Below are 15,720 nucleotides of genomic sequence, written 5' to 3'. Positions count from 1 at the left end.
CGAGAAAGCACCGCTGGAGAAGGAGGGCGCATGCCCGGTCCCGTGATCATCCCCGCCCCGCTCGCTCCGGGAACGCTCCGGATCATCCCCCTCGGCGGCCTCGGCGAGATCGGCCGCAACATGACCGTCTTCGAGATCGACGGCAGGCTCCTGATCGTCGACTGCGGCGTGCTCTTCCCGGAGGAGGACCAGCCGGGCGTCGACCTGATCCTCCCGGACTTCACGCCCATCCGGGACCGGCTCGACGACATCGTCGGAGTGGTCCTCACCCATGGCCACGAGGACCACATCGGCGCCGTCCCCTACCTGCTCCGGCTGAAGCGCGACATCCCGCTGATCGGCTCCACCCTCACGCTCGCCCTCGTCGAGGCGAAGCTCAAGGAGCACCGGATCACGCCGTACACGCTCACGGTGAAGGAGGGCGACGTCGAGAACCTCGGGCCCTTCGAGCTCGAGTTCGTCGCCGTGAACCACTCGATCCCGGACGCGCTGGCCGTGTCGATCGTCACCGACGCGGGCTCGGTGCTGCACACCGGCGACTTCAAGATGGACCAGCTGCCGCTCGACGGCCGGATCACCGACCTGCGCGCCTTCGCCCGCCTCGGCGAGGAGGGAGTCGACCTGTTCATGGTCGACTCCACCAACGCCGACGTCCCCGGCTTCACGCCGAGCGAGCGCGACATCGGCCCGGTCATCGAGAGCGTCATGGCCAGGGCGACCCGCCGCGTCATCGTCGCGAGCTTCTCCAGCCACGTGCACCGGGTGCAGCAGGTGCTCGACGCGGCTCACGCCACGGGCCGCCGCGTGGCGCTGCTCGGCCGCTCCATGGTCCGCAACATGCGCATCGCCGCGGATCTCGGCTACCTGCACGTCCCTCCGGGAGTCCTGGTCGACATGAAGAAGTCGGGCGACGTCCCCGAGGACAGGATCGTCTACATGTCCACCGGGTCGCAGGGCGAGCCGATGGCCGTCCTCAGCCGGATGGCCAACCTCGATCACCAGATCGAGCCGGGGGAGGGCGACACCGTGATCCTCGCCTCCAGCCTCATCCCCGGCAATGAGAACGCGGTGTACCGGGTCATCAACGGGCTCACGCGGCTCGGAGCGACCGTCGTGCACAAGGGCAACGCGAAGGTGCACGTGTCCGGGCACGCCGCGGCCGGCGAGCTCCTCTACTGCTACAACATCCTCAAGCCGCTGAACGTGATGCCGGTGCACGGCGAGTACCGGCACCTGGTCGCGAACGCGCAGCTCGCGCGTGAGACCGGGATCGCGGAGGAGAACACGATCATCGCCGAGGACGGCACCGTGATCGACCTGCTCGACGGCAGGGCGACCGTCGTCGGACGGCTCGACCTGGGGTTCGTCTACGTCGACGGATCGTCGGTGGGCGAGATCACCGACGCCGACCTCAAGGACCGGCGGATCCTCGGCGAGGAGGGCTTCATCTCGATCATCGTGGTGGTCGAGGCGGGCACGGGGCGGATCGTCGTCGGCCCCGAGATCCACGCGAAGGGCTTCGCGGAGGACGACAGCGTCTTCGACGAGGTCAAGCCGCGGATCGCGGCCGCGCTCGAGGAGGCGGTGCGGAACGGGGCGAGCGATCAGCACGCGCTCTCGCAGGCCGTCCGTCGCGTCGTCGGCCGCTGGGTCAACACCTCCTACCGCCGCCGGCCCATGATCGTGCCGCTCGTCATCGAGGCCTGAGCCTCCCGGCCGGCGGCGGATCGGCGCCGGCCGTCGCGGCGCGGGTCACCGGCCCTGACGGGGGCGGCGGGTACGGTGGCCTCATGGCGACCAGTACCAAGACGACCTCGCGCGGGCGCGGCAGCGCGACTCCGCGCTCCGGCGCGCCGCGATCCGGACGGGGCTCGGGCAAGGCGGCCGCCGAGACGAAGACGGTGGCCTTCGAGTCCGCCCCGCGCACCAACCCCGCCGTGCGGCTCTGGATGGCGCTGGCCCACCTCGCGGGCGGCGCCGCCCGCGCCCTCGGTCCCGAGCGGCTGGCGAAGGAGGAGCGCCGCGACGGCGTCCCCTTCCTGCTGCTGCTGCTGGCCGTCGCGGGCGCGGTGGTCGAGTGGTTCCTCGCGACCGACCCGGTCGCCCTGGTGCTCGACGCGTGGAGCTTCGGCGGCTTCTTCGGCCGGGTCGCCTACGTGCTGCCGGTCGTCCTTCTCCTCTTCTCCCTCTGGCTCTTTCGGCACCCCCGGTCCGTCGACGACAACGGGCGGATCGGCGTGGGCGTCATCACGCTGCTCGTCGCCTCCGCCGGCATCTGCCACGCGCACCTCGGCCTGCCGCAGCCCGGCCAGGGCATCGCGACCATGGCGGCCGCGGGAGGCGTCCTCGGCTGGCTGGTGGGCGCCCCGCTCGCGGCGATCGCCACCGTCCCCGGCGCGACCGTGCTGCTGTCGCTCGTGATCCTGCTGTCGCTGTTCATCATCACCAAGACCCCGCCGAACCGCATCGGCGCGCGCTCGCGGGAGCTCTACGGCTACCTCTTCGGCGCCCCCGTGCTCGACGACGAGGAGCGCGCCCGCCTCAAGGCCGAGCGGGCCGCCGCCAAGGCCGCGGCGAAGGCGGAGGCCGAGCAGGAGGAGGACGCGCAGCAGGACGGCGGAGAGCTGCCCTGGTGGCGGCGCACCGAGTCCGGGCGCGAGGACGAGCCGACCGCGCAGACCGAGCTCCCGATCGACTCCTTCACCGAGGTGCTCGAGGGCACCGCTCCCGCCCGCGGCCGCGCGAAGGGCTTCGACACCGCGCTCGAGGAGCGCGACGACGAGGCCCACCCGCCGACCCGCTCCTACGCCACCGAGGTGCTGGACGAGGCCGAGACCGCCGAGGCCGCGCTCGCCCGCTTCGAGCAGACGGGCGCTCCCCGCGGTGCGACCGGCGTGGTCGACGACGACGCGACCGAGGTCATCCGGCTCGACCGCCTCGACGTGGCGCCCGCCGTCCCGATCCCGCCCGTCATCGAGACCGGCCCGATCGCGCCCCTCGACGAGGAGGACCCGACCGCCGGTTTCGACTCCTCGTTCGAGGACGACGCGCCGTACCGCCTCCCCTCGGCGGCCGCCCTCTCGACGGGCACGCCCTCCAAGGCGCGCTCGGCGGCCAACGACGAGATGGTCCGCGCCATCACCGAGGTGCTGCAGCAGTTCAACGTGGACGCGACGGTCACCGGCTTCTCCCGCGGCCCGACCGTCACCCGCTACGAGATCGAGCTCGGCCCCGGCGTCAAGGTCGAGCGCGTCACCGCGCTCAGCAAGAACCTCTCCTACGCCGTCGCCAGCAACGAGGTCCGGATCCTCTCCCCGATCCCGGGCAAGAGCGCGATCGGCGTCGAGATCCCCAACACGGACCGCGAGATCGTCTCGCTGGGCGACGTCCTCCGCTCGCCGGCCTCGACGACGTCCACGCACCCGATGACCATCGGCGTCGGCAAGGACGTCGAGGGCGGCTACGTCGTGGCGAACCTCGCCAAGATGCCGCACCTCCTGGTCGCCGGCTCCACCGGCTCCGGCAAGTCCAGCTTCGTCAACTCGATGATCACGAGCCTGCTGATGCGCGCGCGCCCGCAGGACGTGCGGATGGTCCTGATCGACCCCAAGCGCGTGGAGCTCACCATCTACGGCGGAGTGCCGCACCTGATCACTCCGATCATCACGAACCCCAAGAAGGCCGCCGAGGCGCTGCAGTGGGTCGTGAAGGAGATGGACATGCGCTACGACGACCTGGCGTCGTTCGGGTTCCGTCACATCGACGACTTCAACGCGGCCGTCCGCGCGGACGAGATCAAGCTCCCCGCGGGCAGCAGCCGCGTCCTCAAGCCGTACCCGTACCTCCTCGTGGTGGTCGACGAGCTCGCCGACCTGATGATGGTCGCCCCGCGCGACGTCGAGGACTCGATCGTGCGCATCACCCAGCTCGCGCGCGCCTCGGGCATCCACCTCGTGCTGGCCACGCAGCGGCCGAGCGTCGACGTGGTGACCGGCCTCATCAAGGCGAACGTGCCCAGCCGCCTCGCCTTCGCGGTGACCAGCGTGACGGACTCGCGGGTCATCCTCGACCAGCCGGGAGCCGACAAGCTCATCGGGCAGGGCGACGGCCTCTTCCTCCCCATGGGCACCAACAAGCCGATGCGCGTCCAGGGCGCCTGGGTCCGCGAGGACGAGATCGCGAAGGTCGTCGAGCACGTCACCCGTCAGGCGCAGCCCGAGTACCGCCAGGACATCACCGTGCAGGCGCAGCGCAAGGAGATCGACTCCGACATCGGGGACGACCTCGAGCTGCTGGTCGCGGCGGCCGAGCTCGTCGTCAGCACGCAGTTCGGCTCGACCTCGATGCTGCAGCGCAAGCTCCGCGTCGGCTTCGCCAAGGCCGGCCGGCTGATGGACCTGCTCGAGTCGCGCGAGGTCGTCGGCCCCTCCGAGGGGTCGAAGGCTCGCGACGTGCTGGTCACCGCCGAGCAGCTGCCGGGCGTCCTCGCGCGCATGCGCGGCGAGGACCCGGGTGAGGGGCCGGCCGCGCCGTCCTCGGTCGCCCCGGACCCGTACGCGGATCCGCTGGCCGAGCCGACGGGGCCCGCCGCCACCGACTACCACGACGACGACGAGGGGTCCGGCGAGGACGCCTGGACGCTGACGGGACGCGAGTGACCGACCCGGTCGCCCGCACTGCGAGGAACGGCGGAGCACGATGACCCACCCCACCGCACCGGCTCCGGCCGCGTCGGGCAACTGGAACCTGCCGAACGCGATCACGGTCGTTCGGATCCTGCTGGCGCCCGTCTTCTTCTGGCTCCTGCTGGCCGACGGGGGGCAGGACGGCGGGATCCGGATCGCCGCGGCGCTCCTCTTCATCGTCGCGATCGCCACGGACGGCATCGACGGGCACATCGCCCGGAGCCGGGGCCTCGTGACCGATCTCGGCAAGCTCCTGGATCCGATCGCCGACAAGGTGCTGACCGGTGCGGCGCTCGTCGGGCTCTCGATCCTCGCGGAGCTGCCGTGGTGGGTGACGATCGTCATCCTGGTGCGCGAGATCGGCATCACCGTCTTCCGGATGGCCGTGCTCTCGGACCGGGTGATCCCGGCGTCACGGGGCGGCAAGCTCAAGACGATCGTGCAGTCGATCGCGATCTCCCTCGCTCTGCTGCCGCTCTGGGCCGTCCTCGGCGAGTGGGTCCACTGGCTGAACGGGATCACGATGACGGCCGCGGTGGTGCTCACGGTCGCCACCGGGATCGACTACCTCGCCGACGCCGCCCGCCAGAGCCGGGCCGCCCGGTCGACGCGGTGACGGCCGCGCAGCTGATCGCCGAGCTCCGGCGGCGGGGTGTCGACCTCGCCGTCGCGGAGTCGCTCACCGGCGGCGCGCTCAGCTCCGCCCTCGTGGAGGTGCCCGGCGCCTCCGCCGTGTACCGCGGGGGAGTGGTGAGCTATGCCACCGACCTCAAGGACCGGCTCCTCGGGGTCGACGCGCGCGTCCTCGGCGAGCGGGGGCCCGTCGATCCCGGAGTCGCCGTGCAGATGGCGCGCGGAGCGTCCTCGCGGCTCGCAGCCGACGGGCGTCCGACGCTCGGCCTGGCGACGACGGGGGTCGCCGGTCCGGATCCGCAGGGGGATGCGGCCGTCGGCACCGTCTTCGTGGCGGCCGTCCTCGGCGAGGACGAGCTCGTCCGTGAGCACCGGTTCGACGGCGACCGCGCCGCGATCCGCGCCGCCTCGGTCGACGCGGCTCTCGCCCTCGGCGCGGAGCTGATCTCCCGCGGCGCATGAGGCGGATACCCAGCGAGGGCCCTCCGGGAATCGGAATGCGCCGCATTGCGGCCCGGTTACAACTGGTGTCGCTCACACGCAAAGTCCAGTCATCCGGTATTAGAGTCGACACCATACGAACCGGGTAGTGAACAGCTATCCGGTTCTCTCGTCCCAGCCCCCCGATCACCCGCTCCGGAATCTCCGGCGCTCGTGCTCGCGGTGCAGGTGCACGACATGCGGTTGACGTGGAGAAGGAGGGTCCAGTGGTTCTAGTTCGTCAGGAGATCGGCGATGTCCTCAGGGACTTTCGCCTGCAGAAAGGTCGTACGCTCCGTCAGGTGGCGAGCAAGGCGAGCGTTGCGCTCGGCTACCTGAGCGAGGTCGAACGCGGTCAGAAGGAGGCCTCCTCGGAGATCCTCGCCTCTGTCGCCGACGCCCTCGACACCCCCATCTCGGTGATCATGCGCGAGGTCGGCGATCGTCTCGCCGTCATCGAGGGCATCGACACCATCCCCGACACCATTCCGGCCGACATGGTCGCCGGCTTCGACGCGGACCTCGTCACGCAGTAGTCGGCCCCCGTCCCCTCCACTCACCGCACCCGTTCCACGCGAAGGGCGCCCAGGCTCCGGCCGGGCGCCCTTCGGCGTTCCCGGGGGAGTGCGGCCTCCGGGCAGCGGCTACCGTGGACGCATGCGCTTGAGCGAGTTCCGGCAGCTGGTGGACGACGAGTTCGGCGGCGCCTATGCCCGTGTCCTGGTCTCGGACCTCGTGCTGACCGAGCTCGGGGGCCGCACCGCCGAGCGCGCCCTCGCGGACGGAGCGGAGCCGCGCGAGGTCTGGCTCGCCCTCTGCCGCGCCAACGACGTCCCGGAGGCCCGGTGGCACGGCGTGGATCCGCGGAAGCGCCACCGCTGACGCTCCCGTCGCCGAAGCCGTGTTCGACACGCCGACGGCTCGTGCTCGAATCCGTGTTCGAACGGGTCTAGGCTCCTCCACAGAAGCAGGAACGGCCCCGTCTCCACGGAGTCGCTCTCGCTCGGCCCCGATGTCGGTGGTCGGGCGTACCGTCGGAGACACCTGAACGGACCTGCTTCACCGCCTTGTCGCAGCCGGCCGGCACTGTCACTCCGACAGCCACCGGCATGTCGCGACAGCCTGTAGGCGACACCACCACGAACACGAGAGCGAGACGGCCATGCCCAGTTCCTCCGACCGCGAGAAGTCCCTCGAGACCGCACTCGCCCAGATCGACCGCCAGTTCGGCAAGGGCGCCGTCATGCGCCTCGGAAGCGACGACCGCGCTCCCGTCGAGGTGATCCAGACCGGTTCGATCGCGCTCGACGTCGCGCTCGGGATCGGCGGGCTCCCGCGTGGCCGCATCGTCGAGATCTACGGCCCCGAGTCCTCCGGAAAGACCACCCTCACGCTGCACGCGATCGCGAACGCGCAGCGCAACGGCGGCATCGCCGCCTTCATCGACGCGGAGCACGCGCTCGACCCCGAGTACGCCAAGAAGCTCGGCGTCGACATCGACTCCCTCCTCGTGTCGCAGCCCGACACCGGAGAGCAGGCGCTCGAGATCGCCGACATGCTCGTGCGCTCGGGCTCGATCGACCTCATCGTGATCGACTCCGTCGCGGCCCTCGTGCCGCGTGCCGAGATCGAGGGCGAGATGGGCGACTCCCACGTCGGCCTGCAGGCCCGCCTCATGTCCCAGGCGCTGCGCAAGCTGACCGGCGGACTGAACACCACGAACACCACGATGATCTTCATCAACCAGCTGCGCGAGAAGATCGGCGTCTTCTTCGGAAGCCCCGAGACCACGGCGGGCGGCAAGGCGCTCAAGTTCTACGCGTCGGTCCGCCTCGACATCCGCCGCATCGAGACGCTGAAGGACGGCACCGACGCGGTCGGCAACCGCACCCGCGTCAAGGTCGTGAAGAACAAGATGGCCCCGCCCTTCAAGCAGGCCGAGTTCGACATCCTCTACGGCGTCGGCATCTCCCGCGAGGGCAGCCTGATCGACTTCGGTGTCGAGCACGAGATCGTCCGCAAGTCGGGCGCCTGGTACACCTACGACGGCGACCAGCTCGGCCAGGGCAAGGAGAAGGCGCGCCAGTTCCTCATCGACAACCCCGATGTGGCCGCCGAGATCGAGAAGCGCATCCTGGTCAAGCTCGGCGTGATCGTCGACCCGAACGCGGCCGTCGAGGCCGCGCCGGTCGCGATCGAGACCAAGCAGCCCGTGCGCAAGGGCGCCTAGCCCGTGGCGGAGAAGGCCGCGGAGGGGGCGAAGGGCCGCCCCGTGGCCTTCCTGCCCTGGGTCGACCGGGGTGCGGCGGGCGACGAGGGCTGGGCTCCGGCGGCGCCGGACGCCGACGGGGCCGGGTCGCTTCCGGAGCCGTCCGGAGCCGGGACGCCGAGCACCAGTGCTCCCCGGACGGTCGCAGGAGAGTCGGGAGGCTCCGCCCTCGGCGGCGCCGCGTCTCCGGCCTCCGAGCGGATCGCCGAGCTCTCGGCTCACGTCGCCCGGCGCACGCCGGCGTTCGTCGAGAAAGCGGACGACGAGGACGACGACGACGCGATCGCGATCCCGGAGGAGATCGATCCCGAGCAGGTCGCGGATCGGATCGTACGGGGGCTCTCCCGCAAGAGCCTCTCGGTCGCCGAGGTCGAGGCGCGCCTCTACACGGAGGGCGTCGCCGAGAAGGACGCCCTCGAGATCCTCGAGCGCTTCACGCGCTTCGGCTACCTCGACGACCTCCGCATGGCGGAGCAGCTGGTCGTCTCGCTCCGCGACCGCAAGAAGCTCGGCCGCTCCTCCATCCAGCAGGAGCTGCGCGCGCGGAAGATCGACCCCGAGGCGATCGCGTCAGCGCTCGACGAGCTGGACGGCGACGACGAGTACCGCACGGCGCTCGAGCTCGCGCGCAAGCGCCTGCCGAGCCTGCGCTCTCTCTCCGACGAGGTCGCCGAGCGCCGGCTCACGGGATTCCTCGCGCGCCGCGGCTACGCCGGCGGACTCGTGCAGCGCGTCGTCCGCGAGACGATCCGCAAGCCGGGGTCGAGCGTCCGCTTCCGCTGACACGGCGGGCCGAGGCGGTCCGACCGGAGCGTAGAATCCCACACCATGAGCACGCTCGGTACCGCCCCGTCGCCCGTCGCCGAGACCCGGCCGAGGACCTACGAGGTCCGTACGTTCGGATGCCAGATGAACGTGCACGACTCCGAGCGGCTGAGCGGTTCGCTCGAGGCGGCGGGCTACGTGTCCGCCGATGGAGCCGAGGCCGACGTCGTCGTGATCAACACCTGCGCGGTGCGCGAGAACGCCGACAACAAGCTCTACGGCAACCTCGGCCACCTCGCGTCGGTGAAGCGCCGACACGAGGGGATGCAGATCGCGGTCGGCGGCTGTCTCGCGCAGAAGGACAAGAACGTCATCCTCGACCGTGCCCCGTGGGTCGACGTTGTCTTCGGCACGCACAACATGGGCGCCCTCCCGAGCCTGCTCGAGCGCGCCCGCCACAACGACGAGGCGCAGCTCGAGATCCTCGAATCGCTCGATGTCTTCCCCTCCACGCTCCCCACGAAGCGCGACTCGACCTACAGCGGCTGGGTCTCGATCTCGGTCGGCTGCAACAACACCTGCACCTTCTGCATCGTCCCCTCGCTCCGCGGCAAGGAGAAGGACCGGCGTCCCGGCGACGTGCTCGCCGAGATCCAGGCGCTCGTGGACGACGGCGCGATCGAGGTCACCCTTCTCGGCCAGAACGTGAACTCCTACGGCGTCGAGTTCGGCGACCGCCAGGCGTTCTCGAAGCTGCTCCGCGCGGCGGGCACCATCGACGGGCTCGAGCGGATCCGCTTCACGAGCCCCCATCCCGCGGCCTTCACCGACGACGTGATCGACGCCATGGCCGAGACGCCAGCGGTGATGCCGCAGTTGCACATGCCGCTCCAGTCCGGCTCCGACCGCATCCTCAAGGCGATGCGCCGCTCCTACCGCTCCGAGAAGTTCCTCGGGATCCTCGACCGGGTGCGCGATCGCATCCCGCACGCGGCGATCAGCACCGACATCATCGTGGGCTTCCCCGGCGAGACGGAGGCCGACTTCCAGGAGACCCTGCGGGTGGTCGAGGCGGCCCGCTTCGCCTCCGCCTTCACCTTCCAGTACTCCATCCGGCCCGGCACCCCGGCCGCGACGCTGCCCGACCAGATCCCCAAGGCGGTCGTCCAGGAGCGCTACGAGCGGCTCGTCGCCCTGCAGGACGCGATCAGCGAGCAGGAGAACTGCACCGTCGTCGGCCGAGAGGTCGAGGTCCTCGTCGCGACCGGCGAGGGCCGCCGCGACACGGAGACGCACCGGCTGAGCGGACGCGCCGAGGACAGCCGTCTGGTGCACTTCGACGTGCCCGAGGGCTCCGAGCAGCCGCGTCCCGGAGACGTGGTCTCCGTCCGGGTCACCCGTGCCGCCCCCTTCTACCTCCTGGCGGATTCGCCCGACGGCGCGCCGCTCCGCATCCGCCGCACCCGCGCGGGCGACGCCTGGGACCGGGCGCAGACCGAGTCCTGCGGAGTTCCGGCCGCCCCGGGCGCGAGCGGGGCGCCCCGGGTCTCGCTGGGCCTGCCGTCGCTGCGCGTGCGCGACGCCGGCACGGTGACGACGCCGATCTACGACGCCCTCGATGGCGAGCGCTGAGACCGGAGCCTCCGATACCGCGCCGGAGCTGATCGCGGTCGTCGGCGCGACCGGCACGGGCAAGTCCGACCTCTCGCTCGATCTCGCCGAGGCGATCCGGCAGGACGGCGGCGCCGCTGAGATCGTGAACGCCGACGCGATGCAGCTCTACCGCGGGATGGACATCGGCACCGCGAAGCTGCGCGCCGACGAGCGGCGGGGCGTCCCGCACCATCTGCTCGACGTCCTCGGCGTGACGGAGGAGGCGTCGGTCGCCCGCTACCAGAGCGAGGCGCGGCGGGTGATCGAGAGCGTGCTGGCGCGCGGGGCGACGCCGATCCTCGTCGGGGGCTCCGGTCTGTATGTCTCCAGCGTCGTCTTCGAGTTCTCGTTCGCGGGCACCGACCCGGCCGTCCGGCGCCGGCTCGAGGAGACCGCCGAGCGGGAGGGCCTGGGCGCCCTCGTCGAGCGGTTGCGCCGGATCGACGCCGGAGTGGCCGAGCGGATCGGTCCGCACAACGCCCGGCGCATCGTCCGCGCGCTCGAGATCGCGGAGCTCACCGGCGGGAGCACGCACAGCGCGCTGATGTCCGACGAGCCGGTTCCGTGGCGCCCCGCCTCTGTCCTGTTCCTCGAGGCTCCGCGGGAGGAGCTGGTGCAGCGCCTCGACCGGCGGGTGGAGCGGATGTGGGCGGCCGGGATGCTCGACGAGGTCGAGCGGCTCGTCCCCCTCGGCCTGGAGCGCGGCGTCACAGCCGGGCGGGCCATCGGGTACGCCCAGGCGCTCGCCCAGCGTGCCGGCGTCCTCCGCGAGGAGGAGGCGATCGCGGCGACGCAGGCGCTCACGCGCCGCTACGCACGTCGGCAGAACAGCTGGTTCCGGCGCTACGCCGGCGCCCACCGGCTCCCGTACGACGCGCCGGACCTGGTGTCGCGGGCGCACGCCGCCGCCCAGGCCGCCGCTCCCGCTCCTCGCTAGGCTGTGCGCCATGACGATCGAGCTGCACTTCACCAAGGGCCAGGGCACCGGCAACGACTTCGTGCTCTTCAGCGACCCGGACGGTGAGGTCGACCTCTCGCCCGCGCAGATCGCGATGATCTGCGACCGCCACTTCGGCGTCGGCGCCGACGGCGTCATCCGTGCCGTCCGCTCCCGCGCGATCCCGGAGGGCGCCGCGGCTCTGGCCGAGGAGAGCGAGGCGGAGTGGTTCATGGACTACCGCAACGCCGACGGCTCGATCGCCGAGATGTGCGGCAACGGCATCCGCGTCTACGCCGCGTTCCTGCTCGCGGGCGGCCTCGCGGCGCTCGAGCCCGGCGACACCCTGCCGATCGGCACCCGCGCCGGCGTCCGCGACGTCACCCGCAGCGGTGCCGGGTTCCAGGTCGACCTCGGCCGCTGGGAGCTGGCGGGCGGCGAGCCCCTGGTGCGGGCGAAGGAGCTCAAGGTCGCGCGCCCCGGTCTCGGGATCGACCTCGGCAATCCGCACGTGGTCGTCGCCCTCAGCAACGACGAGGAGCTCGACTCCGCCGACCTCTCCTACATCCCGCAGCTCGACCCGGAGCTCGAGGACGGCGCGAACGTCGAGTTCGTGGTTCCCGGCGAGCCCCTGGTCCACGACGGGATCGGGCGGATCCGGATGCGCGTGCACGAGCGCGGCAGCGGCGAGACCCTGAGCTGCGGCACGGGTGCCGCGGCGGCGGCACTGGCGGTGCGCTACTGGGCGGGAGCGCGCGCTCCGCAGGCCTGGCGCGTGGAGGTCCCGGGCGGCACGCTCGGCGTGACGATGTTCGCGGCGGAGGAGGGCGAGCACGTCGGGCTCTCCGGCCCGGCCGACCTCGTCTTCACCGGGACGATCCGGATCGACTGAGGACCCGGTCAGGCCAGGCGGGTCGTCCGCAGCACACGGAAGCCCTTCGCCGAGGAGACGCGCTCCACGTCGAGCCGCCCGGCGAACGCGGCGCCCAGCCAGGTCTGGAGCGAGTCGGAGCCGAGGTTGCGCTGCACGACGAGCCAGGCGTCCGCGCCCTCCTCGAGCCGCGGCAGCCAGCGTTCGAGCAGGAGGTGCAGCTCCTCCTTGCCGATGCGGATCGGCGGGTTCGACCACACGGTGCGGAAGCGGACGTCGTCGGGAACATCCTCGGGCAGCACGGCGTTGACGTTGAGGACGCCGAGTTCCTCGCAGTTGCGACGGACCAGCTCGAGCGCCCGCTGGTTGACGTCGACCGCCCACACCCGGGCGTCGGGGGAGGCGAGGGCGAGCGCGAGGGCGATCGGGCCCCAGCCGCAGCCGAGGTCCAGCAGGTCCCCGTCAGCGGGGGCGTCGGGCACCGCGTCCAGCAGGACGCGTGTGCCGAGATCGACGTGACCGGGGCTGAACACCCCTCCTGCCGTCGTGACCTCGAGGTCGCGGCCGGCCAGGCGGGCCTGGATCCTGCGGGGCCGGAGGTCGCCGTCGGGAGTACTCGAGAAGTAGTGCTCGGCGGCCATGAGAAGTGAATCTATCAAGACCTGAGGAGTTAGTGTTATCCGGATGACGGAAGACCTGAACGAGACCGACACGACCGAGGCCGTGGACGTCGTCTCGAGGGTCCTGGCGAACGCGCAGTCGCGTTCGGCAGGGTACTCGCGCTTCGTCGCGGGTGGAGCCCAGGCGCTGCAGAGCGCCGGCCACGAGGGCGAGAACAGCGACGGCGAGCAGTTCGACCGCGACGACCGGCAGGCGCTGCGACGCGTCGCCGGCCTCTCGACCGAGCTCGAGGACGTCACGGAGGTCGAGTACCGCCAGCTGCGCCTGGAGAACGTCGTGCTCATCGGCGTGTACTCGCAGAATTCGCTGGAGGACGCGGAGAACTCGTTGCACGAGCTCGCCGCGCTCGCGGAGACGGCGGGAGCGACGGTCCTCGACGGCCTGCTCCAGCGCCGCCCGCACCCCGATCCGAGCACCTACCTCGGCAAGGGCAAGGCCCAGGAGCTCGCGGGGCTCGTCGCGGCCCTCGGCGCGGACACGGTCGTCGCCGACACCGAGCTCGCACCGAGCCAGCGGCGTGCGCTGGAGGACGTGGTGAAGGTCAAGGTGATCGACCGCACCGCGGTGATCCTCGACATCTTCAGCCAGCACGCGAAGAGCCGTGAGGGCAAGGCGCAGGTCGAGCTCGCGCAGCTCGAGTACCTGCTCCCGCGACTGCGCGGCTGGGGCGAGTCCATGTCCCGCCAGGCCGGCGGCCAGGTGGGCGCGGGAGCCGGAATGGGCTCGCGCGGTCCGGGTGAGACGAAGATCGAGCTCGATCGTCGCCGCATCCACACCCGCATGGCGCGCCTGCGCAAGCAGATCACGGCTATGAAGCCCGCCCGCGAGGCCAAGCGCGCGAACCGCAAGCGCAACGCCGTCCCCTCGGTGGCGATCGCGGGGTACACGAACGCCGGCAAGTCGAGCCTGCTGAACCGGATGACGCACGCGGGCGTCCTCGTCGAGAACTCGCTCTTCGCGACCCTCGACGCCACCGTTCGCAAGGCCCAGACGAAGGACGGGCGCCTCTACACGCTCGCCGACACGGTCGGCTTCGTGCGAGCGCTTCCGCACCAGCTCGTCGAGGCCTTCCGGTCGACGCTCGAGGAGGTCGCGGACTCCGATGTCATCGTCCACGTCGTGGACGCCTCCCACCCCGATCCGGCCGGGCAGATCGCCACCGTGCGCGACGTGATCGGCGAGGTGGGCGCCCGCAGCATCCCCGAGATCATCGCCTTCAACAAGGCCGATCTGGTGGACGAGGGCACGCGGCTGGTGCTGCGCGGTCTCGCTCCCGATGCGGTCTTCGTGTCGGCGCGCAGCGGCGAGGGCATCGACGAGCTGGAGGCGCGGATCGCCGAGATCCTGCCCGAGCCGGACGTCGAGATCGACCTGCTCGTGCCGTACGACCGTGGCGACGTGATCTCGCATCTGCACCGCAGCGGCCGGATCCTGTCGACGCAGTACGTCGAGGGCGGCACCCACGTGGTCGCCCTCGTGCACGCCGATCTGGCGGGCTCGCTCACCGAGTTCGCGGTTCCGCGCGCGGCCGTCCAGGCCTGATCGCCACCACCCGAGCGCCCGTCTCCCCGTCAGGGAGGCGGGCGCTCGGCGCATCCGGGAGGGGGGGCGGCGACCCGCACCACCGACCGGCGGCGGCCGGAGGGTTCGGCGACGGGGTTTCGGCGGCCCTCCTCCGCCTTCCCGTGACCGCGACGGAGGGGCGCGCGCCCCGATCGCCGGTGCCCGTCGAACGCAGGAGGGGCCCGGCCGGCTGCAAGCCGGTCGGGCCCCTCCTGCACGCCCGGTGTCAGACCGAGCGGAGGACCGCCACGATCTTCCCGAGCACCTCTGCCTCGTCGCCGAGGATCGGCTCGAAGTTGGAGTTGCGGGGCAGCAGCCAGGTGTGGCCGTCGCGCTGGCGCAGCACCTTGACGGTGGCCTCGCCGTCGAGCATGGCCGCCACGATCTCGCCGTTCTCGGCGGTGCGCTGCGAGCGGACCACGACCCAGTCGCCGTCGCAGATCGCGGCGTCGATCATCGACTCGCCGACGACCTTGAGCATGAAGAGCTCGCCCTTGCCGACGAGCTGCCGGGGAAGCGGGAACACCTCGTCGATCTGCTGGTCGGCCATGATCGGCACGCCCGCCGCGATCCGGCCGACGAGGGGGACCATCGCCGCGTCGCCGACCGTCGCGGTCGACTCGAACGACCCGTCGTCCTCCGTCGAGCTGGGGACGTCGATGAGGATCTCGAGGGCGCGGGGCCGGTTCGGGTCGCGGCGCAGGTAGCCGCTGAGCTCGAGCTGGTTGAGCTGGTGGGTGACGCTCGACAGCGAGGCGAGGCCGACCGCGTCGCCGATCTCGCGCATGCTCGGCGGGTAGCCGCGGCTCGACACCGAGCGCTGGATCGCGTCGAGGATCGCGAGCTGCTTGGCGCTCAGGCTCTTCCGGCGCCGACCTGCGGCCGCCTTCGTCTTGGCGGCCGGGGTCCCGGCCCTCTGCGCGTCGCTCACGATGCTCCCTCTTCCCGATGCGCACGCCGCGTGCGCGCCCGCCCGGTCGCGACCCGACAAGGAATGTCGGTGGTCGCTGCTGTACTACGACCAGGCTCTCGAAACTGTATCCGCCGGAACTCCCGACTCGGAACATTCGTTCGAGTGTGTCGCGCGCAAGTCCGCACGCGGATCAGCTGGAACGGTCTCTTGACCGCTTCATCGTTCGAAGATATGTTCGGTACAGGCGTTCGGGGCGGCCCTCCCGGCCGA

General features: G+C 71.5%; 13 protein-coding genes and 1 pseudogene. 12 read left to right on the top strand and 2 right to left on the bottom strand.

Features of this window, described 5'->3' with window-relative positions; genetic code table 11:
• Positions 1-30: 30 nt before the first annotated feature.
• The 11 genes from C5C74_RS02630 (at position 31) to dapF (ending at position 12,314) form a co-directional block, all read left to right on the top strand.
• Entirely contained in the window at positions 31-1,707 is a 1,677-nt protein-coding gene (locus C5C74_RS02630) for a ribonuclease J (protein ID WP_104276117.1), read from the top strand.
• 83 nt (positions 1,708-1,790) lie between these two features.
• Complete coding sequence (locus tag C5C74_RS02625; RefSeq protein WP_104350931.1) at positions 1,791-4,658, top strand: DNA translocase FtsK; 2,868 nt, start codon at positions 1,791-1,793, stop codon at positions 4,656-4,658.
• Positions 4,659-4,698: 40 nt separating this feature from the next.
• Positions 4,699-5,301: a CDP-diacylglycerol--glycerol-3-phosphate 3-phosphatidyltransferase gene (gene pgsA / locus C5C74_RS02620; RefSeq protein WP_104226303.1), complete on the top strand. Its 603-nt coding sequence runs from the start codon at positions 4,699-4,701 to the stop codon at positions 5,299-5,301.
• Complete coding sequence (locus C5C74_RS02615) at positions 5,298-5,780, top strand: CinA family protein (protein ID WP_104224473.1); 483 nt, start codon at positions 5,298-5,300, stop codon at positions 5,778-5,780. The genes pgsA and C5C74_RS02615 overlap by 4 nt, the downstream gene beginning before the upstream one ends.
• A 245-nt stretch (positions 5,781-6,025) precedes the next feature.
• Positions 6,026-6,334, top strand: coding sequence for a helix-turn-helix domain-containing protein (locus C5C74_RS02610; RefSeq protein ID WP_068207524.1), 309 nt, complete (start codon positions 6,026-6,028; stop codon positions 6,332-6,334).
• A gap of 121 nt (positions 6,335-6,455) precedes the next feature.
• Entirely contained in the window at positions 6,456-6,680 is a 225-nt protein-coding gene (locus C5C74_RS02605; RefSeq protein WP_104224474.1) for a DUF3046 domain-containing protein, read from the top strand.
• Positions 6,681-6,960: 280 nt separating this feature from the next.
• Entirely contained in the window at positions 6,961-8,028 is a 1,068-nt protein-coding gene (gene recA, locus C5C74_RS02600; RefSeq protein WP_104224475.1) for a recombinase RecA, read from the top strand.
• 3 nt (positions 8,029-8,031) lie between these two features.
• Entirely contained in the window at positions 8,032-8,850 is an 819-nt protein-coding gene (locus tag C5C74_RS02595) for a regulatory protein RecX (protein ID WP_104260626.1), read from the top strand.
• A 45-nt stretch (positions 8,851-8,895) separates the two neighbouring features.
• The gene (gene miaB, locus C5C74_RS02590; RefSeq protein ID WP_104350930.1) at positions 8,896-10,464 is read left to right on the top strand and encodes a tRNA (N6-isopentenyl adenosine(37)-C2)-methylthiotransferase MiaB; all 1,569 of its coding nucleotides are present in this window, start codon (positions 8,896-8,898) and stop codon (positions 10,462-10,464) included.
• Positions 10,451-11,422, top strand: coding sequence for a tRNA (adenosine(37)-N6)-dimethylallyltransferase MiaA (miaA, locus tag C5C74_RS02585; RefSeq protein WP_104350929.1), 972 nt, complete (start codon positions 10,451-10,453; stop codon positions 11,420-11,422). Before miaB ends, miaA begins: the two co-directional genes overlap by 14 nt.
• Before the next feature lie 10 nt (positions 11,423-11,432).
• Positions 11,433-12,314, top strand: a complete 882-nt coding sequence (gene dapF / locus C5C74_RS02580) for a diaminopimelate epimerase (protein WP_104250184.1) — start codon at positions 11,433-11,435, stop codon at positions 12,312-12,314.
• An 8-nt stretch (positions 12,315-12,322) separates the two neighbouring features.
• Here the strand turns inward: dapF and C5C74_RS02575 are convergent, their stop codons facing one another.
• Positions 12,323-12,934, bottom strand: coding sequence for a class I SAM-dependent methyltransferase (locus C5C74_RS02575; protein WP_104224480.1), 612 nt, complete (start codon positions 12,932-12,934; stop codon positions 12,323-12,325).
• A 43-nt stretch (positions 12,935-12,977) separates the two neighbouring features.
• Between C5C74_RS02575 and hflX the strand changes: the two genes are divergently transcribed.
• A complete protein-coding gene (gene hflX / locus C5C74_RS02570) occupies positions 12,978-14,516 on the top strand; it encodes a GTPase HflX (protein WP_104224481.1) in 1,539 nt (512 codons plus the stop codon).
• Positions 14,517-14,763: 247 nt separating this feature from the next.
• Here the strand turns inward: hflX and lexA are convergent.
• Positions 14,764-15,363: pseudogene (lexA, locus tag C5C74_RS02565) on the bottom strand (transcriptional repressor LexA); the annotation flags it as partial.
• Between the last annotated feature and the right edge of the window lie 357 nt (positions 15,364-15,720).

It is taken from the genome of Rathayibacter sp. AY1E8, from assembly GCF_002931415.1.
Lineage (GTDB): Bacteria > Actinomycetota > Actinomycetes > Actinomycetales > Microbacteriaceae > Rathayibacter.
Note: the sequence above shows the minus strand (reverse complement) of the source record. Positions and strands in the feature narration are given on the sequence as shown.